Annotated in this window: 18 protein-coding genes; 8 read left to right on the forward strand and 10 right to left on the reverse strand. The window is 70.6% G+C overall.

Going from position 1 to position 18990, the window contains the following annotated elements; translation table 11 throughout:
• Positions 1–96 precede the first annotated feature (96 nt).
• A complete protein-coding gene (hutU, locus tag ACQYVW_RS03290) occupies positions 97–1764 on the reverse strand; it encodes a urocanate hydratase (RefSeq protein ID WP_434936085.1) in 1668 nt (555 codons plus the stop codon).
• Between the two features lie 148 nt (positions 1765–1912).
• On the opposite strand from hutU, the gene ACQYVW_RS03295 reads away from it, so the two are divergent.
• Positions 1913–2494 carry a TetR/AcrR family transcriptional regulator gene (locus ACQYVW_RS03295; RefSeq protein ID WP_434936083.1) on the forward strand — a complete coding sequence of 194 codons (582 nt, stop codon included), beginning with the start codon at positions 1913–1915 and terminating at the stop codon, positions 2492–2494.
• Between the two features lie 268 nt (positions 2495–2762).
• Here ACQYVW_RS03295 and ACQYVW_RS03300 read toward each other — a convergent pair whose 3' ends face one another.
• Entirely contained in the window at positions 2763–3071 is a 309-nt protein-coding gene (locus tag ACQYVW_RS03300) for a hypothetical protein (RefSeq protein WP_434936082.1), read from the reverse strand.
• Positions 3072–3254: 183 nt separating this feature from the next.
• Between ACQYVW_RS03300 and ACQYVW_RS03305 the strand changes: the two genes are divergently transcribed.
• The 3 genes from ACQYVW_RS03305 to ACQYVW_RS03315 all read left to right on the forward strand — a co-directional run bounded on the left by ACQYVW_RS03305 (position 3255) and on the right by ACQYVW_RS03315 (position 6698).
• Positions 3255–4493, forward strand: coding sequence for an alkaline phosphatase family protein (locus tag ACQYVW_RS03305; RefSeq protein ID WP_434946037.1), 1239 nt, complete (start codon positions 3255–3257; stop codon positions 4491–4493).
• A gap of 145 nt (positions 4494–4638) precedes the next feature.
• Entirely contained in the window at positions 4639–6177 is a 1539-nt protein-coding gene (locus ACQYVW_RS03310) for a DNA-3-methyladenine glycosylase 2 family protein (RefSeq protein WP_434946038.1), read from the forward strand.
• On the forward strand, positions 6174–6698 hold the full coding sequence (locus ACQYVW_RS03315) for a methylated-DNA--[protein]-cysteine S-methyltransferase (RefSeq protein WP_434946039.1): 525 nt from the start codon (positions 6174–6176) through the stop codon (positions 6696–6698). Before ACQYVW_RS03310 ends, ACQYVW_RS03315 begins: the two co-directional genes overlap by 4 nt.
• A gap of 9 nt (positions 6699–6707) precedes the next feature.
• Here the strand turns inward: ACQYVW_RS03315 and ubiM are convergent, their stop codons facing one another.
• Positions 6708–7877 (reverse strand): 5-demethoxyubiquinol-8 5-hydroxylase UbiM, encoded by a 1170-nt coding sequence (gene ubiM / locus ACQYVW_RS03320; RefSeq protein ID WP_434936582.1) that lies wholly within the window; start codon positions 7875–7877, stop codon positions 6708–6710.
• 177 nt (positions 7878–8054) lie between these two features.
• A complete protein-coding gene (locus ACQYVW_RS03325) occupies positions 8055–9281 on the reverse strand; it encodes a formimidoylglutamate deiminase (protein WP_434946040.1) in 1227 nt (408 codons plus the stop codon).
• A gap of 89 nt (positions 9282–9370) precedes the next feature.
• Here ACQYVW_RS03325 and ACQYVW_RS03330 point away from each other — a divergent pair, with 89 nt between their 5' ends.
• Genes ACQYVW_RS03330 through ACQYVW_RS03340 form a run of 3 tightly spaced genes read left to right on the forward strand, consistent with a single transcriptional unit; the run spans position 9371 to position 12013 of the window.
• Entirely contained in the window at positions 9371–9571 is a 201-nt protein-coding gene (locus ACQYVW_RS03330) for a hypothetical protein (RefSeq protein ID WP_434946041.1), read from the forward strand.
• Positions 9564–10784: an imidazolonepropionase gene (gene hutI, locus ACQYVW_RS03335; protein ID WP_434946042.1), complete on the forward strand. Its 1221-nt coding sequence runs from the start codon at positions 9564–9566 to the stop codon at positions 10782–10784. The genes ACQYVW_RS03330 and hutI overlap by 8 nt, the downstream gene beginning before the upstream one ends.
• A 17-nt stretch (positions 10785–10801) precedes the next feature.
• The gene (locus tag ACQYVW_RS03340; RefSeq protein WP_434946043.1) at positions 10802–12013 is read left to right on the forward strand and encodes a dipeptidase; all 1212 of its coding nucleotides are present in this window, start codon (positions 10802–10804) and stop codon (positions 12011–12013) included.
• A 138-nt stretch (positions 12014–12151) separates the two neighbouring features.
• On the opposite strand, the gene ACQYVW_RS03345 is transcribed toward ACQYVW_RS03340, so the two are convergent.
• From ACQYVW_RS03345 to gltX, 6 genes are all read right to left on the reverse strand, one after another.
• The gene (locus ACQYVW_RS03345) at positions 12152–12337 is read right to left on the reverse strand and encodes a 30S ribosomal protein THX (protein WP_434935627.1); all 186 of its coding nucleotides are present in this window, start codon (positions 12335–12337) and stop codon (positions 12152–12154) included.
• Positions 12338–12401: 64 nt separating this feature from the next.
• A complete protein-coding gene (locus ACQYVW_RS03350; RefSeq protein WP_434946044.1) occupies positions 12402–12803 on the reverse strand; it encodes a MerC domain-containing protein in 402 nt (133 codons plus the stop codon).
• Between the two features lie 64 nt (positions 12804–12867).
• Entirely contained in the window at positions 12868–13617 is a 750-nt protein-coding gene (locus tag ACQYVW_RS03355; protein ID WP_434946045.1) for an SAM-dependent methyltransferase, read from the reverse strand.
• Positions 13618–13628: 11 nt separating this feature from the next.
• Positions 13629–15749: a TonB-dependent receptor domain-containing protein gene (locus tag ACQYVW_RS03360; protein WP_434946046.1), complete on the reverse strand. Its 2121-nt coding sequence runs from the start codon at positions 15747–15749 to the stop codon at positions 13629–13631.
• 366 nt (positions 15750–16115) lie between these two features.
• Positions 16116–16631: a transcriptional repressor gene (locus ACQYVW_RS03365; RefSeq protein ID WP_434946047.1), complete on the reverse strand. Its 516-nt coding sequence runs from the start codon at positions 16629–16631 to the stop codon at positions 16116–16118.
• A gap of 31 nt (positions 16632–16662) precedes the next feature.
• The gene (gene gltX, locus ACQYVW_RS03370) at positions 16663–18069 is read right to left on the reverse strand and encodes a glutamate--tRNA ligase (protein WP_434946048.1); all 1407 of its coding nucleotides are present in this window, start codon (positions 18067–18069) and stop codon (positions 16663–16665) included.
• A 125-nt stretch (positions 18070–18194) separates the two neighbouring features.
• On the opposite strand from gltX, the gene lpxH reads away from it, so the two are divergent.
• Positions 18195–18926 (forward strand): UDP-2,3-diacylglucosamine diphosphatase, encoded by a 732-nt coding sequence (gene lpxH / locus ACQYVW_RS03375; RefSeq protein WP_434946049.1) that lies wholly within the window; start codon positions 18195–18197, stop codon positions 18924–18926.
• Positions 18927–18990 lie beyond the last annotated feature (64 nt).

The raw sequence follows: 18990 nt of genomic DNA on the forward strand, positions 1-18990 counted from the left end.
GGGAGCAGAGCGCGACGGCATCCCGCGCAGCCGCACCGCACGCTAGCGGGCGATGCGTGGCCCGCCGGTGAACGACGACGGCGCGGGCACGCTCGCTCAGGCCATGGGCAGCCTCAGTCCCTGATCGCTGGCGCACTGCCTGGCGATCTCGTAGCCCGCGTCCGCATGGCGCATGACGCCGGTCGCCGGATCGTTCCAGAGTACGCGGGCGATGCGGCGGTCGGCGTCGGCGCTGCCGTCGCAGACGATCACCACGCCGCTGTGCTGGCTGTAGCCCATGCCCACGCCGCCGCCATGGTGCAGGCTCACCCAGGTCGCGCCGCCGGCGACATTGAGCATGGCGTTGAGCAGCGGCCAGTCGCTGACGGCGTCGCTGCCGTCGCGCATCGCTTCGGTTTCGCGGTTGGGCGATGCCACGCTGCCGCTGTCGAGATGGTCGCGGCCGATCACCACCGGCGCCTTGAGCTCGCCATTGCGCACCATCTCGTTGAAGGCCAGGCCCAGCCGGTGGCGCTGGCCCAGGCCGACCCAGCAGATCCGCGCCGGCAGGCCCTGGAAGCTGATGCGTTCGCGCGCCATGTCCAGCCAGTTGTGCAGGTGCGGGTCGTCGGGAATCAGTTCCTTGACCTTGGCGTCGGTGCGGTGGATGTCCTCCGGGTCGCCGCTCAGCGCCACCCAGCGGAACGGGCCGATGCCGCGGCAGAACAGCGGGCGCACATAGGCGGGCACGAAACCGGGGAAATCGAAGGCGCTGGCGCAGCCTTCATCCTTGGCCATCTGGCGGATGTTGTTGCCGTAGTCCACGGTCGGGATGCCCTGGGCGTGGAAGGCCAGCATCGCCTCGACATGCGTGCGCATCGACTTCTTGGCCGCGTCGCGCACGCCGTCCGGATCGGTCCGCTGCGCCTCCAGCCACTGCGCCACCGTCCAGCCGGCGGGCAGGTAGCCGTGCACCGGGTCGTGCGCACTGGTCTGGTCGGTCACGCAATCCGGGCGTACCCCCCGCCGCACCAGTTCCGGCAGCACCTCGGCGGCGTTGCCCAGCAAGGCGATCGATCTCGCTTCGCCCGCGGCGACGTGGCGCGCGATCCGCGCGAGCGCGTCGTCGATGTCGGTGGCCTGCTCGTCCACATAACGCGTGCGCAGACGGAAATCGATCGCCTCCTGGCTGCATTCGACGGTCAACGAGCAGGCGCCTGCCAGCGATGCGGCCAGCGGCTGCGCGCCGCCCATGCCGCCGAGGCCCGCGGTGAGGATCCACCGCCCCTTCAGGCTGCCGCCGTAGTGCTGCCGGCCCATCTCCACGAAGGTCTCGTAGGTGCCCTGCACGATGCCCTGGCTGCCGATGTAGATCCAGCTGCCGGCCGTCATCTGGCCATACATCATCAGGCCCTTGCGATCCAGCTCGTTGAAGTGCTCCCAATTGGCCCACTGCGGCACCAGGTTGGAGTTGGCGATCAATACGCGCGGTGCGTCGGCATGGGTCGGGAACACGCCCACCGGCTTGCCCGACTGCACCAGCAGGGTCTCGTCGTCGCCGAGCGTGCGCAGCGTCTGCAGGATCGCGTCGAAGCTCGCCCAGTCGCGCGCGGCTCGGCCGATGCCGCCGTAGACCACCAGCTCCTGCGGACGCTCGGCCACGTCCGGATCGAGGTTGTTCTGCAGCATCCGGAACGGCGCCTCGGTGAGCCAGCTGCGGCAGTGCAGCGCATTGCCGCGCGGTGCGAGGATGGTGCGGGATGGATCGTGGCGCGGGTCGCTCATGCCGGTTCGTCCAATGCTGGAAAACAGGCTGGAAAGTGTGCGTCCTGCACGCGCGCATCGCCACCGGCGGCAGGCACGGACGCTGCCCGCCAGGCCTCTGGACGCGCGAAAATTGTCTCGCGCGGCCGTCGAAGTGTACGGTGTATACATGAGCCGTCCCGGGACCGACCGCCGCATCCTCGCCGCAGCCCGCGCCCTGTTCGAGCGCGAAGGGCCGGGCGCGGTGAGCATGCGCCGGGTTGCCGAGGCGGTGGGCATCACGCCGATGGCGATCTACCGCCACTTTCGCAACCGCGACGCGCTGCTCAAGCGCATCGGCGACGACAGCTTCGGCGAAATCGCACGGCACTGGCATGCACGCAAGTCGGGAAGCGACCCACGCGCGCAGCTGGTCGCGATCCAGATGATCTATCTCGACTACGCACTGGCGCATCCGCACCTGTTCGACCACGCGTTTTCGGTGCGGCGCGACGACGCACGCCGCTTTCCGGACGACTTCCGCGCCGGCGGCTCGCCTACGTTCAACGTGGTGCACGACGCGGTGGTCGAGGCGCAGCAGGCCGGGATCCTGGGCGATGGCGATCCATGGGACATCGCCATGACCCTGTGGGCGCATTCGCACGGCCTGATTGCGCTCTACCGCGCCGGGCGCTTCAGCTACGACGATCGCCGCTTCGAGACCTACTACAGGGAATCGCTGGAGAGGCTGCTGGACGGCCTCAAGCGCTAGATCAGACCCGGGCGCGGCTCACGCGCGCGAGCAGGCCGTACCCGCCACCCGCCGACGTGGCGCCGGCGTGCCGATCCACGTCGCCGGACACCGGCGGTGGCCCGGCTGCCTCGACGCGCCCGGCGTCGATGCAGACGAAGTCCTGGGCCGGGCTGCGAGCGCACGACTGACAGACGCCGTCGCCGCCAGGCGCGTACGCGCGTCCACCGGCCGGGCCTGAAACGTCGACGCCCGGCACGAAGCCGGGCGTCTGGGGGTGCAGCGACGATCAGTAGATCGAGGGATCGAGGCGGCGCAGCGCATCGCGAACGTCGGCCGAACCGGTCCGCTCGATGTCCTCACGCTTGTAGACACGGCCCGAAGCGCTGACGCAGTCCTCGTCGGACTTCTTGGAGCGATTGCGGGTGGCGGTGATGCGCGAGCCGGTTTCGCGGATGCAGAACCGGTCGTCGGGATCGCCCTTCTTCTTCGACGCCGCCGCGGCCTCCTCGGGTTCGTGCTCCTGCGCCAGCACGGCGGGAGCGGCCAGTGCGAATACAGCGCCTGCAAGCAGCGCGCTCAGCAGGGGACGGGACATGGGAAACCTCCATCTGGATCCTGGCCGGAACGGCCACTGCCCAACATACGGCACGCGGGCGCGCATTCAATGCTGCCGGGGCCGCGGGTTCAGACCGGCGTCAGCGTGGTGACGCGCTGCGTGCCGAAGCCTCCCCCGCAGGTCAAGTCTTCACCGCGTCACATGGATTCCTATGATGTCCGGATGATTCCGTACCGCTGTCTCCTCATCCCCCTGCTTCTCCTGCTCGGCGCATGCGCAAGCACCGCCCCCTCCAGGCCCACGTCGACCAGCCTGCTGCTGGTATCGCTCGACGGCGTCCATCCGGATTTCCTGGGACGCGGCGATACCCCGCACCTCGACCGCCTGGCGGCCGAAGGCGTGCGCGCCTCGGGGATGAATCCGTCCTATCCCAGCCTCACCTTTCCCAACCACTACACGATCGTCACCGGCCTGCGTCCGGATCGCCACGGAATCGTCCACAACACGATGCAGGATGCGCAGCTGGGCTCCTTCGCGCTCAAGAACCGCGATGCGGTGGGCGATGGCCGCTGGTGGGGCGGCGAGCCGCTGTGGGTGTCCGCGGAGCGGGCGGGCCTGCCTACGGCCACGCTGTCGTGGCCGGGCAGCGAGGCGCCCGTGCAGGGCGTGCGGCCGACGCGCTGGCACGCCTACGACGAGACCCGGCCGATCGCCGAGCGCGTCGCCACCGTCGCCGGCTGGCTGGCCGAACCCGAAGCCACGCGTCCGCGCCTGGCCACGCTGTACTTCGAGCACCCGGATGCGGCTGCCCACGCCCACGGTCCGCGCTCGCCGCAGCTGCGCGCGGCCCTGCGCGAGGTCGACGCGGCGCTGGGCGATCTGATCGCCCGGCTCGATCGCTCCGGCGCGCGCGCGCATACCGACCTGGTGATCGTGTCCGACCACGGCATGGCGGAAGTGCCGGAAGGCCAGGTGGTGGCGGTCGAGGACATGGTCGACCCGCAGGATGCGGAGCTGGCGACCTCCGGCCAGGTGGTCGGGTTCCGCCCGCTGCCGGGGCGCGACGATGCGGCCGAACGCCAGCTGCTTGGCCGCCATGCGCAGTACGCCTGCTGGCGCCGCCACGAACTGCCGGCGCGCTGGCATTACGGGCGGCATCCGCGCGTGCCGCCCATCGTCTGCCAGATGGATCCCGGCTGGGATGCGCTGCCGCGCGCCTGGATCGCGCACCGCCCGCCGGGCACCCGCGGCTCGCATGGCTTCGATCCCGCCGCGCCGCAGATGCGCGCGATCTTCATCGCCAACGGGCCTTCGTTCCGCCATGGCGCGGTGCTGCCGGCGTTCGACAATGTCGACGTGTACCCCCTGCTCGCGCGGCTGCTGGGCATTGCGCCCGCGCCGCATGACGGCAATGCCGACACCCTGCTGCCGGCCTTGCTTGGGGACACGCGACTGCCGTAGCGCAAGGCAGGCAGGTCCGCGCCGCGAACGCCTCGGCCGGAACCGGACCCGCGCCCCCGGCCGCCCTTGCGCGGCGCCGCGGCGGCCGCGCATTGATGTCCGGAAACGGCCGGTGCGGGCGGGAACGCAGCGCTAGACTGCCCCCATGCCCGCGACCACCCTGCCCGATCCCCTCGTCTGCGAGCAGGCGCGCCTGAGCCGCGATGCCCGCTTCGACGGGGTGTTCTTCACCGCGGTGTCCACTACCGGCATCTACTGCCGGCCGACCTGCCCGGCGCCGCCGGCACGTGCGCGCAACGTGCGCTACTACGCCAACGCGGCCGCTGCCGAGGCGGCCGGCTTCCGGCCCTGCCTGCGCTGCCGGCCGGAGCTCTCGCCGGCCGACGGCAGCTGGCGGCGCGGCGACGGCACCTTGGCCCGCGCGCTCAAGCTGATCGACGAAGGATTCCTGGCCGATACCTCGCTCGCCGCGCTCGCCGCGCGCGTGCATGTGGGAGAACGCCAGCTGCGGCGCCTGTTCACCGATCGCCTGGGCGCCCCGCCCATCGGCGTGCATGGCACGCGCCGGCTGCTGTTCGCCAAGCAGTTGCTGACCGAAACCACGCTGCCGATCACCGAGGTGGCGCTGGCCGCGGGCTTCGGCAGCCTGCGCCGGTTCAATGCCTGCTTCCGCCAGGCCTACGACATGGCGCCGCGCGACCTGCGCCAGCGTCCGGCGAGCGCGCCCGCCGACGTGCTGACGCTGCGCCTGAGCTATCGCCCCCCCTACGATTTCGACGCCCTGCTCGAGTTCCTGCGCGGGCGCGCCCTGCCCGGCGTGGAACAGGTGGAAGGAGCGGCCTACCAGCGCGTGGTGGGCGATGCCGCCGCCCCCGGCTGGCTGCGGATCGAACCCTGGCCGCGAAGCGGCCCCGGCGATGCGCATGCACTGCAACTGCAGGTTCATGGCTGCCCCCCGTCGCGGTTGCTGGCCCTGGTCGAGCGCGTGCGCCGGATGTTCGACCTCGACGCGGATCCGCAGGCCATCGCCGATGTACTCACGCGCGATCCGGGCCTGCGTCCGCTCCTGCGCAAGCGTCCAGGCCTGCGGCTGCCCAGCGGCTGGGACGGATTCGAGATCGCCGTCCGCGCCGTGATCGGCCAGCAGGTCAGCGTCACCGCCGCACGCACGATCACCACGCGCCTGGTGCAGCGTCACGGCAGCCCGCTGCCCGAGACCATCGCGACCGGCGGCCTGCACCAGCTGTTTCCCACGCCCGCCAGCCTGGCCGATGCCGACCTGTCCGCGCTCGGCCTGCCCGCGTCGCGCGCGACGACGATCCGTGGCCTCGCGCAGGCGCTGCTCGACGGCCGCGTCGACTTCGACAGCAGCCGCACGCTCGAGGACTTCGTCCAACGCTGGACCGCCCTCCCCGGCATCGGGCCCTGGACCGCGCACTACATCGCGATGCGTGCACTGGGACATCCGGACGCCTTCCCCGGCGGCGACCTGGTGGTGCAGAAGCAGCTGTGCGGGGAGGAGTCCGACAATCCGCGCATCCGCGCCGTGGCACTGTCGCGGCGCGCCGAGGCCTGGCGACCGTGGCGCGCCTACGCCGTGATCCACGCCTGGCGCGAAGCCGCGCTGGCGCAGTCCCCGGCCGCAACAGGCCGCGGCACAAGTCCCCGCAGGAGAGCCGCATGAACGTGTTGACCACCTTCGTCGACAGCCCGGTCGGCCCCTTGTTCGTGGCCGCCGACGTGCAGGGCCTGCGCGCGATCGAATTCCGCGACAACCGCCACCCCGTGCGTCGTGGCGCCGACTGGCGCGAGGGCGACAGCGCGCTGCTGCGCACGGCGCGCGCGCAACTGGACGAGTACTTCGCAGGACGCCGCCGCAGCTTCGCGCTGCCCCTTTCGCCACAGGGCACGGCATTCCAGCTGTCGGTCTGGAACGCCCTGGCGACGATCCCCTACGGCCGCACGATCAGCTATGCGGACCTGGCCACGCGGGTCGGCAGGCCGACGGCGATGCGCGCGGTGGGCGTGGCCAACGGCCGCAACCCGCTGCCGATCGTGCTGCCATGCCATCGCGTGATCGGCGCCGATGGCACGCTGACCGGCTTTGGCGGTGGACTGCCGACCAAGCAGTTCCTGCTCAAGCTCGAGGGCGCGCTGCCCGCGGCCTTCGACCTGTTCCCGCAGCCGTCGGCCGCGCTTGCCTGAGGCCCGCCCTCAGGCCTGGGTCAGCCGCGCCGCGATCGCCCGGCGCAGCGGCGGCAGCCGGTTGGACAGACGCAGGATCGCATCGCGCACGCCGCGCACAGGCGCGCGATCGTCGGTGAATGTGCGCACCACCAGGCGGGTGGCCTCATACATCGGCCACGCCGCCAGCTGGTGGCGCCGTCCATAGCGCGCCAGCACCGCGGGCGCGCCGATGTCCTCGCCACGGCGGTGCGCCTGCAGCACCACGTCCGCGAGCGTCGCCTGGCCTTGCAGGCCCAGGTTGAAGCCGTGTGCGGTCACCGGATGCATGCCGACCGCGGCATCGCCGACCAGTGCGGCCCGCGGCGCCGTGAACCGGTCGGCGAACACCGACACCAGCGGATACACGTGGCGCGTACCGAGCGGCCGGATGGCGCCCAGCCGGCCGCGAAAGCGACGTTCCAGATCGGGGCCGAAGGCGGCGTCGTCCATCGCCTCGACTTTCGCCATCTCCTGCGGCGCCAGGGTCAGCACCACCGAGGCGCGATCGCCGTTGAGCGGCAGCAGGGCCAGCGTCTGCCCGTAACCGAACCATTCCCAGGCGACGTGGTGGTGCGCCTGCTCGATCGCCACCCGGCACACCAGCATCCGCTTGCCGTGGTCGTACGAACGCGCGCCGATACCGAGCATCCGCCGCACCTGCGAAAACCGGCTGTCGGCCGCCACCAGCAGCCGCGCACGCAGGCAGTCGCCATCCTCCAGCTGCAATGCCACCTGCGGCCCCTCCTGCACCAGGCCGGTCACGCCGCGACCGGTCAGCAGTTGCACGCCGGCCTGCTGCGCGACCAGCGCATGGGCGGCATGGCGGATCAGGTGGTTGGGCACCAGCCAGCCCAGCTGCGGGCTATGTCCATCGGCGGCGCTGACGCACAGGCCGTGCTCGGATTCGCCGTTGAGCACCTTGGCGTCGCGCAGCTCCGAGACGTCCTCCGCAGCGAAGCGCTCCCACAGGCCGAGCTGCATGAGTATGTCGCGTGAGGCATGCGTCAGCGCGATCTCGCGGCCGTCGAACGCCGGCTCGGCGATTTGCGCCAGCGGCTGGCGTTCGACCACGGCGATCGACAGCCCGCTGCCGGCGAGCGAGCGCGCGAAGCACAGGCCGGCGGGCCCTGCACCGACGATGGCGATGTCGACGTTCATGCGATCCGGCTCCGTGCGATGGGGCCGGTCAGCCTGCCGCGAGCGGCACCGGCCATGCATTGATCCAGGTCAGGGTTCGCCAACGCCGACATGCGGCGATGGCAGCGCAGGGCTCGGCCATTGCCGGTCGTCCTGCTGGCCGCAGAGCGGCGCACGCCGCGCCTGGGGGCTGGAGCTTCAGTCGCGCAGCAGGCCGCGAAGCGCGTTCGCAAAGCGTGCGGCGACGGCGTCGCGGCGCGGATGCAGGCCGTCGGCGACCACCTGCCGGCCGGCCACGTGCACCTCGCGCACCAGTGGCCGGTTGCCGCTGAAGATCCACCGCTCGGCGACGTCATCGATCGTGGCCGCGGCCAGCAGGGGCGCGTCGCCATCGAGCACGATCGTATCGTCCGTCGACTCGAACCCGGTCGACGCCCGCGCGCTGGCCAGGGTGCCCCGCAGGAGGGTGGTCCCCACGCCTGGCGACCCTGCGGCCACCGCGATGTTGCGACGGCGCGTCTCCAGGCGCTGCCCGTATTCCAGCCAGCGCAGTTCCTCCACCGGCGAGACGGAGATGTGCGAATCCGAGCCGATGCCCCAGGCGCCGCCGGCGTCCAGGTAGTCGCGCAGGCGGAACAGGCCGTCGCCGAGATTGGCTTCGGTGGTCGGACAGATCGCCACGGTCGCGCCCGAACGGGCGATGCCGGCCACCTCCCCATCGTTGAGATGGGTCGCGTGCACCAGGGTCCAGCGCGCGTCGAGTTCGGCATTGCGCAGCAGCCATTCGACCGGCCGCAGGTCGCGTACCGCCAGGCAGTCCTGCACCTCGCCCACCTGCTCGGCGATGTGGATATGGATCCGCGCGTCGCGCGGCAGCGACTCCAGCACGATGCGCATCGCCGCAGCCGGCACCGCGCGCAGGCTGTGCAGCGCGCAGCCCACGCGCAGCATCCCGTCCTGTCGCGCATGCAGCGCGTGGAACAGGCGCAGATACTCGTCCACCGCGTGCCCGAAGCGGCGCTGGCGCGGATTGAGTTCGCGCCCGTCGAAGCCGCCGGTCATGTACAGCACCGGCAGCAGGGTCAGGCGGATGCCGGCATCGCACGCGGCGGCGACCAGCGCGTCGGACATCGCCGTCGGCGTGGCATAGGCGCTTCCATCCGGCGCGTGGTGCAGATAATGGAACTCGCAGACCGTGGTGTAGCCCGCCTCCAGCATCTCCACATACAGCTGGGCGGCCACCGCATGCAGCGTATCCGGGTCGAAGCGCGCCGCCATGCGGTACATGGTGTCGCGCCAGGTCCAGAACGAATCGGATGGATGCGTCTGGCGCTCGGCCAGCCCCGCCATCGCCCGCTGGAAGGCGTGCGAATGCAGGTTGGCGATGCCTGGCAGGCGCCAGCCCGCGGCAACGGCTTCGATCATGGGCGCGGGCAGGCTGGACATCGACGGTCGGCTGGAGGCGGGAGTGGGTTAGGCTACCGCGCTGGCGTGTTCCTTTCACGGTGGTGGGGATGCTGGAAAGCCTCGCGGTGCTCGCGGTGACGCTGGTGGCCGCCGTACTGGTGCTGGCCAAGGCGCGCGAGCGCCTGCGCGCGCCCGGCGCCAGGCGCAGCCGGGGCCGCGATGGCGGCGCTGCGGGCGGCGCTCCCCTGCGCAGCGATGGCGATGGCGACAGCGGGCACGGTGGCGACGGCGGAGGCGGCGGTGACTGAACTGTGGGACGGGGTGCTGGTCGGTGCCAGCCTGGCCACGCTGGCCGACGACGCCGGCTACGGCGCCATCGAGGACGGCGCGCTGGGGTGGCGCGAGGGCCGCATCGTGTTCGCGGGCAGCCGCAGCCAGTTGCCCGGCGAACCCGAGCATCTGGCCGACTGCGTCGTCGAAGCCGGCGGCGGCTGGGTCACCCCGGGCCTGGTGGACTGCCACACGCACCTGGTGTTCGCGGGCGACCGCGCCGCCGAGTTCGAGCAGCGGCTGCATGGCGCCAGCTACGAGGAGATCGCGCGCAACGGCGGCGGCATTGTCTCGACCGTGCGCGCCACCCGTGCCGCGGACGAAGACGCCCTGCTGGCGCAGTCGCTGCCGCGCGCGCGCGCGCTCCGGGGCGACGGCGCCACCACGCTGGAGATCAAATCCGGTTACGGCCTCGACCTGGACGGCGAGCGGCGGATGCTGCGCGCGGCGCGACGCGTCGGCCAGTCGCTGGGGGTGGACGTGCGCACCACGTTCCTGGGCGCGCATGCGCTGCCGCCGGAATACGCGGGCCGCGCCGACGACTACATCGACGCGGTCTGCGACTGGCTGCGCGTGCTGCATGGCGAGGGCCTGGTGGATGCGGTGGACGCCTTCGCCGAACGCATCGGCTTCAGCGCCACGCAGACCCGACGCGTGTTCGAGGCCGCGCGCAGCCTCGGCCTGCCGGTGAAGCTGCACGCCGACCAGCTCAGCGATGGCGGGGGCGCGACCCTGGTCGCGGAGTTCGGTGGACTCTCGGCCGACCATGTCGAGCACACCACCCCGGTCGGCGTGGCGGCAATGGCGCGGGCCGGGACGGTCGCGGTGCTGCTGCCCGGCGCCTTCCACGTGCTGCGCGAGACGCAGCTGCCGCCGGTCGCGGAATTCCGCGCGCAGGGCGTGCCGATGGCGGTCGCCACCGACTGCAATCCCGGCACGTCGCCCCTGCTCTCGCTGCGCCAGGCCATGCAGCTGGCGTGCACGCACTTCCGACTCACGCCCGAAGAGGCACTGCGCGGCGCCACCGTGAATGCCGCGCGCGCACTCGGCCTGCGCGATCGCGGCATGCTCCTGCCCGGCCTGCGTGCCGACTTCGTCCATTGGGACATCGCCCGTCCCGCCGAACTGTCCTACTGGCTGGGCGGCACCCTGGCGCGCGCGGTGTACGCGGCGGGCCATCGACTTTGCTGAAGCTCCGGAGACCCTGCATGACCCTGCGTACCGCCCTTGCCTGCGCCCTCGCCCTGTCCTGCTTCACCGCCCTCGCCTCCGACGACACCGTGCTCCGGCGCGCGACGGCGTTGGCGGGCGACGCGATCGTCGTCGACACCCATATCGATGCCCCCGGCATCCTGGGCGAGACCTGGGCCGACCTCGGCGTGGCCGCGCCGGACCGCGAGTTCGACTGGCCGCGCGCGCGCCAGGGCGGCCTCGATGTCGCGTTCATGTCGATCTACACCTCGGCGCGCGAAGACCGGGAGGGCAAGGCGCTGCAGTCTGCGCATGCGCAGATCGATTCGATCGAAGCGCTGGTCCATCGCCACCCCGACAAGTTCGCGATCCTCACCTCGCCCGCCGATGTGGAACGCCTGCGCGCCAACGGCCGCGTCCTGCTGCCGCTGGGCATGGAGAACGGCGCGCCGCTGGGCGACGACCTGTCGCAGGTGAAGCGCTTCTTCGACCGCGGCATCCGCTACATCACCCTGGCGCACAGCGCCTCCAACCGCATCGCCGACTCGTCCTACGGGGTGGAGCGCCCCCTGGGCGGCCTGAGCCCGTTCGGCCGCGAGGTCGTGGCGGAGATGAACCGGCTCGGCATCATGGTCGACGTCTCGCACGTGTCCGATGCCGCGGCCGCGCAGGCGATCGAACTGAGCAAGGTGCCGGTCATCGCCAGCCACTCGGCGTTCCGCCACTTCACCCCGGGCTTCGAACGCAACATCAGCGACGAGATCGCCCGCGCACTGGCCGAACGCGGTGGCGTGGTGCAGGTGCCCTTCGGCACCGCGTTCGTCAACGCCAAGGCCGCCAGCGACATGCAGGCCAGGTTCCGGGCACGCGCAGAGTTCGATGCACGCAACGCCGAACTGGCCGCGGCCGGGCAGCCGACACGCGACGCCGCGGCATTCGAGGCGGACTGGGATCGCGAACATCCCACGCCCTCGACGCCACTGTCGGCGGTGCTCGACCAGATCGACTACGGCGTGCGCCTGCTGGGCGTGGACCATGTCGGCATCGGCTCCGACTTCGACGGCGTCGGCGGAGAGCTGGCCGACGGGCTGCGCTCGGTGGCCGATTTCCCGAATCTTGTCGCCGGCCTGCTGGACCGCGGCTATGCCGAGGACGACATCCGCAAGATCCTCGGCGCCAACCTGCTGCGCGTCTGGCGCGAGGTGGAGGCGGGCGCGAGCGGGCGCTGACGCCCGCGCCCGGTCCGCTGCAGGCGGCGTCGCGCCGCCTGCAGCGGATGCTCACCTGCGAGGCATGGCGCGCCCGCCACCGTCGCCCACAAAAAAGCCCCGCATCGCGGGGCTTTCCGGTCACGCGTCGGGCGAGCCTCACTCGCCCTTGGCGACCACCTTCTTCACCGCCTTTCGGGCGGGAGCCTTGGTCGCGGCCTTCGCGGTCTTCGCCACCGGCGCGGCAGCGCTGCCCGTGGCCTTGGCCACGGCCTTGGGGCGCGCGTTGCCGTAGCTGGAGGAATAGCGCTTGCCCTTGGCGGTCTTGCGGTCGCCCTTGCCCATCGTGGTACTCCTGAATGCGTTCGTGAACATGTCGTGCGGCCAGCGCCGCAGGCCGCGCATCCTATCACGGGGTCTGGCGAGGCACCCTGGTCGCGTGCGTGAGCCGCAGGTTGAGCATGTGCGCGCCCGCCAGCAGCAGGCCCCCGGTCGTCATCACGATCGCGTGCAGCAGACCATGGTCGTGAAGCACGGTGAATGCCCCCGCCCAGACGAGCACCAGGCCCGGCGCCAGCAACGCCCAGGCACGGAACGTGCGGTGCCGCCTCCAGCCCAGTGTCAGCGTGGTGGCACCGAGCAGGGTGGCGAACACCACGAATGCCTGGTCCACGTCGATCCAGCCCGCGAGCTTCAGCCCGAAGGCAGGGGCCAGCGCCAGCAACAGCGGCAGAAACGCACAATGCACCGCGCACACGACGGAGGCGGCAAATCCAATGCGGTCGGCCTTTTGCAGTGCGGAGCCAGACATCCTTCACCATCCTCGCGAACTTGAAATATTATAACATTGAACCCGGGGTGACGTCGACGCACGGTCAAACTGGTTCAGCCACCAGGATATAGTCGTGGCCATGGCGCAGCCCGCCAACCTGGCGGATCAGCGCCAGGGCTTGCCGCCGCAGATCTTCGACGTGCGCGAGCAGGGCCACCGCCGCGGTGCGGTCGCGCAGCCTGCCCAGCGCCCGGCTGCACATGTCCAACTGGCTGTGGACGAACCGCTCCCCATACCGGATCGGGATCCTTTCGGCGTCGACCACCCGGAAGCGCGCACCCTGCAGCCGCTCAATCGCCCAGTCCAGCGGATACTCACGATAGGGCTGGTCGCCGGCGAGCAGCAGACATGCATCGCGCAGCCGGCCGATGCGGTTGACCATCGCGCCTTCCGGCTCCGTGGGCACGCCATGGACGTAGGGCTCCAGCCCGACCACGTACAGGCGACCGCCAACCAGTGGCCGCAGGCGCTCGAACAGGCGGCCCTGCCAATAGGGTGCGAAGCCCTCGATCGCACCCAGCAGATAGTCGGCCAGCACGGTGTCGTAACGCTCGCCTGCCAGCAGTTCAGGATCGATCCAGTTCCCGACCACCAGCCGGTCGACCTCGCGCATGCGGTCGCCGATCTCGGCCCTCGCTTGCTCGGCCATCGACGTGGCGGCGGTGACCGCGGTCCAGCGTTCGCTGTCCAGTCCGAGCAGCCAGCGCATCGACGCGCGCCCGGTCCCCGCATCCAGCACCGAACCCCACGGCCGGCGGCCGTGGAGCTCGACGATGCGCTCGTAGAGTGACAAGGTCCCGACCGTCAGAACGCGTAGCTCACGCCGAACGTCAGGTTGCGGCCCGGGAGCGGCACCGTGTTCGCCAGGAACGAGGTGTGGTTCCAGACCTGTTCGTCCAGCAGGTTCGAGCCGCGCGCGAACAGGCGCGTGCGGTTGTCGGCCAGGCGGTAGTTCAAGGTCAGGTTGAGCATGTCGTGGCTCGGGGTGGCCATCTCGAAGTCGGCGATGTCGTCCTGCCGGTTCACGCGGTACAGCTCCACCTCGCCGTCGAAGGCGCCCACGCCGTAGCTGACCCGCCCCCCGAACCGCGACGACGGGACCCGCGGCACGTTGCCGCTGCCATCGGCGAAGCGCGCGCGTACCGTGTCGCCGAAGGCAGTGAACGAGAAGGCGTCGGTCAGGTGCAGCGTGACTTCGGCCTCGACGCCACGGAATTCGGCGTCGCGCTGGCTGTACTTGATCAGCCGGAAATCCTCGAACCGGTCCAGGGTGCGCGCGAAGATGTAGTCATCGATATCGTTGGCGAACGCGCCCACGCTGTAGGTGACATCGCCCTGGCGCTTGCGCAGCAGCAGTTCGAAATTGCGCGAGGACTCCTTTCCGTACTCCGCGTTGTTCTCGGCACCGCCGCAGGTCAGCGGATGCGGTATCAGTCCGCACTCGTACGTGTTGGTGGCCAGATGGACGCCACGGGCGTACAGCTCCTGCGCATGTGGCAAGCGTTCGGAATGCGCGGCGGAGAAGGTCAGCGAGGTGTCGGGTCGGAACGTCCACACCGCCGCCGCGGCGAACGAGGACGCGGTGTCGTCGAAGGCAGGACGACCGCGTGCGTCGTCGACCGGGGTGTGCTCGAGCCACTCGTGGCGCGCGCCCAGCTCGAAGTGCCATTGCTCGCCGGCCTCGAGATGTTCGACGAGGAAGAGGCCCGTGCTGCGGGTTTCCACTTCGGGCAGGAACGCCTCCACGCCGGTAGCCGAGAACGTGGTATCCGAGTGCTGCACGCCGACGACGCCGGTCCAGTTGCCGATCGGCAGGTGCTCCAACTCGACCCGCGCCTCCGCGCCCTTGTTCCTGAACGTCGTGGCGACCTCGCCCTCGTCGATCTCCTCGTGCATGTAATCTGTGTGGCTGGCGCGGAAGCGGACACGGCTGAAGCCGGCGAACGGATCGCTGTACTCGCCGCGCAGATCGATCCGCTTGCTGACCAGATCGATCACCGGTGCATCGTGATGGTCGTGGTCGTGGTCGTGGTCGTGATCATGGTCGTGGTCGTCCCCTCCATGGCCACCGCAATGCAGGGCGCTGCCGTGCGGATGGCAGGACTCGTACTCGTGGCTGTGGCCGGGCAACCCATACTCGTCGTCCCGGTAGGAGTATGCGAGCCCGACGTATCCGCTGTCGCCCACCCACGACAGGCCAACGCTGCCATTGCGCGACTCGGCGAACGTACCGTCCACGCGGGATTCTTCCATGTCCGGCGCGCGATAGTCGTCCGACTCGCGTGTGGATCCCTCGGCGTGCAGCACCAGGTTCGAACCGACCTGGGCCGACACCGCGCCAGCGAAGGCGCGCTCGTCGGCGACGGTGTTTCCGCGCAGCACCAATCGACCCTCGATGCCTCCCTCGGGCAACGCAGTGGGAATCTTGTTGTCCAGTACGTTGACCACCCCGCCGATCGCACCGCCTCCGTAAAGAAGGGTTGCCGGTCCGCGCAGGACCTCGATCCGCTCGCCGAGCAGTGGATCGACCGTCACGGCGTGGTCGGGGGAGATGTCGGAGGCGTCCAGCACCGAAGCGCTGTCGGCGAGGACCTTCACGCGCGGACCGACCTGGCCGCGGATCACGGGCCTGCTGGAACCAGCGCCGAAGGTGTCGGCGTGGACCCCCGTGGTGGTTCCCAGCGCCTCGCCGAGCGTGCCGGCACCGCGGACGATCAGGTCCTCGCCATCGATGACGCTGTAGGGCGCCGCGATCTGCGCGGGATCCTCGCCAATCGCGACGACCTGCACCGCATCGAGCTCGACGACCCGGCGCGAACCGATGTCGTCATCGGCAAGCGCCGGCGCCGTTCCGGCCAGGACGCCGCACAGCACGATGGCCCGCACCGCGGCACTCAGGGGATGGAGGGGAACATTTGGGGACATGGCAATCCAGATGTGGAGGAAAACGAGGCCGGTCGCCCGGCTGAATGAAATAATATATCATTTCATTCGTCCTGCACACGTTCTCTCGAAAAAAGTGGGTCCCGGCGGCCGCATCCAGCGTCGTGCCACCAGGGCGGCGACGGCCTCGCATCAAGGCGCACGGCTGGGGAAGCCGCAGGCGTCCGTGTGTGCACGACCGCCGAGAGGATGGCGATGGCGCTACCCCTCCCCCCCCTCTGTGCGGCACGCAGCAGGCAGCCCGACGTGAGCGGGTCGCGCCGCTGCGTGAATGACCACGCCCCCTATCCCCCGTGCGCCGTCGGTCCCGGCCGGGAGAGTGCGCCTTCGACGGCGCGCACCACGCGTCTACGGAAGGCCAGCCCCGTCCTTATGAGCGCATTCGGCGCAGAGCCCGTGCACTTCCAGCGTCTGCGCATGCGGCACGAAGCCCAGCGCACGCGCACGCTCGTCCAGCGAGGCCACGACCTGCGCATCCTCCAGTTCGACCGCGTTGTGGCAGCGATTGCAGATCAGGAAAGGCACCGAGTGCTGCGCACTGTCGGGATGGTGGCAGGCCACGAAGGCATTGACCGACTGCAGCTTGTGGATGAAGCCGTTCGCGAGCAGGAAATCGAGTGCCCGGTAGATCGTCGGCGGCGCGTCGGCGCCCGCGCCCTCGCCCGAGCGCACCATGTCGAGCAGGTCGTAGGCCTTGACCGGGCGGCCGGCCTCGGCGATCAGTCGCAGCACCCGCGCGCGGATCGGCGTCAGCCGCAGACCGCGCGCCTGGCAGGCGCGCTCCACCGCGCGCACGAACGCCTGCGCGTCGTGCACATGGTGGTGCGGATCGATGCAGTCGTGCCCGTGATCGTGCCTGGTCATGGCCTGATGATGGCGTCGGTGCGCGCGCTTCTCAACCGGCGGCCGGAACCCGCGCGATTGCGGCCTCGATGCGACGCAGGGCTTCGTCGCGCCCGGCGAGGTAGACGGTGTGGGAGATGTCCGGGCTGACCTGGGTGCCGGTGATCGCCACCCGCATCGGCTGCGCCACCTTGCCCATGCCCAAGCCGAGCGCCTCGGCGGTCGCATGCAGCGCCTCGCCGATGGCCTCGACCGTCCACGCCGGCGAGGCGGCCAGACGCGTGTGCGCCTCGCGCAGCGGCGCGTCCGCGCCGGCCTTGAGATGCTTGGCCACCGCCGCGTCGTCGTAGTGCTCCAGCGGGCCGAACCAGACCGAGGCGCGTTCGGCCATGTCCTTGAGCGTCTGTACGCGATCGCGCATGGCGACCACGATGTCCACCGCCGCCGGCCCCCGGTCCAGGTCGTAGCCGCACTGGCGCAGGTGCCACTCCAGGTGGGGGGCGACGTCGGCCGGATCGTCGCTCTTCAGATACTGCTGGTTGAGCCAGCCGAGCTTGGCCGGGTCCAGGCGCGAGGCCTTGGCGTTCACGTCCTTCAGTTCGAACAGCTGCTGCATCTCGCTGATCGAGAAGATCTCCTGGTCGCCATGCGACCAGCCCAGGCGCACCAGGTAATTGAGCAGCGCGTGCGGCAGGTAGCCCGCGTCGCGGTACTGCATCACGTCCGCTGCACCGGTGCGCTTGCTCAGCTTGGCGCCCTGCTCGTCCAGGATCATCGGCAGGTGCGAGAACGCCGGCACCGGCGCGCCCAGCGCGCGGTAGAGGTTGATCTGGCGCGGGGTGTTGTTGACGTGGTCATCGCCGCGCACCACGTCGGTGATGCGCATGTCGATATCGTCCACCACCACCGCGAAGTTGTAGGTCGCGTAGCCGTCAGGGCGGAAGATCACCAGGTCGTCGAGTTCGCTGTTGGCGATCTCGATGCGGCCCTTGACCTTGTCGTCCCAGGCCACGACGCCATCCACGGGATTCTTGAAACGGATGACCCGGTTGGGATCGTCGCGCCTGGGCTCGTTGCGATCGCGCCAGGCGCCGTTGTAGCGCGGCTTCCCGCCGGCCGCCATCGCAGCCTCGCGCATGGCCTCGAGCTCTTCCTTGCTCTCGTAGGCGTAGTAGGCCTTGCCCTCGGCAACGAGTCGCTCGGCGACCTCGCGGTAGCGGTCCAGGCGCTGGGTCTGGTAGACCGGGCCCTCGTCGTAGTCCAGGCCCAGCCAGTCCATCGCGTCGAGGATGGCGTCGATCGCGGCCTGGGTGCTGCGCTCGCGGTCGGTGTCCTCGATGCGCAGCACGAACTCGCCGCCGCGGTGGCGCGCCTCCAGCCAGCAGTACAGCGCGGTGCGCGCGCCGCCGATGTGCAGGTAGCCGGTGGGACTGGGGGCGAAACGGGTGCGGCAACTCATGACAGGCTCGGCTGGGCGGGAAATCGCGTCATTTTACCGGCATTGCCGGGTCGCTTCCGGCGCCGTTCCGCGCACCGCCCCGATCCGCATGCCATCCCGGCCCGCGCCCGCCCCTACAATGCCGCATGGCCACGCTTTTCATCTCCGACCTGCACCTCGACCCCGAGCGTCCGGACATGACCCGTCTGTTCGGCGAGTTCCTCGACGGCGAGGCGCGCGATGCCGCCGGGCTCTACATCCTCGGCGACCTGTTCGAAGCCTGGGTCGGCGACGACGATCCCTCGGAGACCGGTGCCTTCGTCGCCGGACGGCTGCGCGCGCTCGCCGATCGCGGCGTGCCGATCCACTTCCAGCGTGGCAACCGCGATTTCCTGCTCGGCCGGGACTACGCCACGCGTGCCGGATTCACGATCCTGCCCGACCCCGCCGTGATCCTGCTCGACGGCCGGCCGGTCCTGCTCGGCCACGGCGACCTGCTGTGCACCGGCGACACGGCCTACCAGCAGTTCCGCGCGCAGACGCGCGAGCCGGCGTGGCAGGCGGCCTTCCTGTCGCAGCCGCTGGCCGCCCGCCTGGCCTTCGCCGCGCAGGCGCGGCAGGCCAGCATGGCGCGGCAGGGCGAACTGAAGCAGGCAGGCACGATGGAAAGCATCACCGATGTCGCTCCTGCGACCGTCGAGGAGATGTTCGCCCGCTACGGCGTGGACACGATGATCCACGGCCACACGCACCGGCCCGCGATCCATGCGCTGGCCATCGGCGACCGGCCATGCCGGCGCATCGTGCTGGGCGACTGGTATACGCAGGGCTCGGTGCTGCGCGTGGACAAGGGCCGCTACGACCTGCAGGCGCTGTAGGCCCGGTTGCGGCTGCATCCCCCGCGCCCCCCCGTCCCCGCGGCGACAGAGGCGACAGAGGCGA

The sequence above is a fragment of the Luteimonas campi genome, from assembly GCF_051162505.1.
GTDB lineage: Bacteria > Pseudomonadota > Gammaproteobacteria > Xanthomonadales > Xanthomonadaceae > Luteimonas.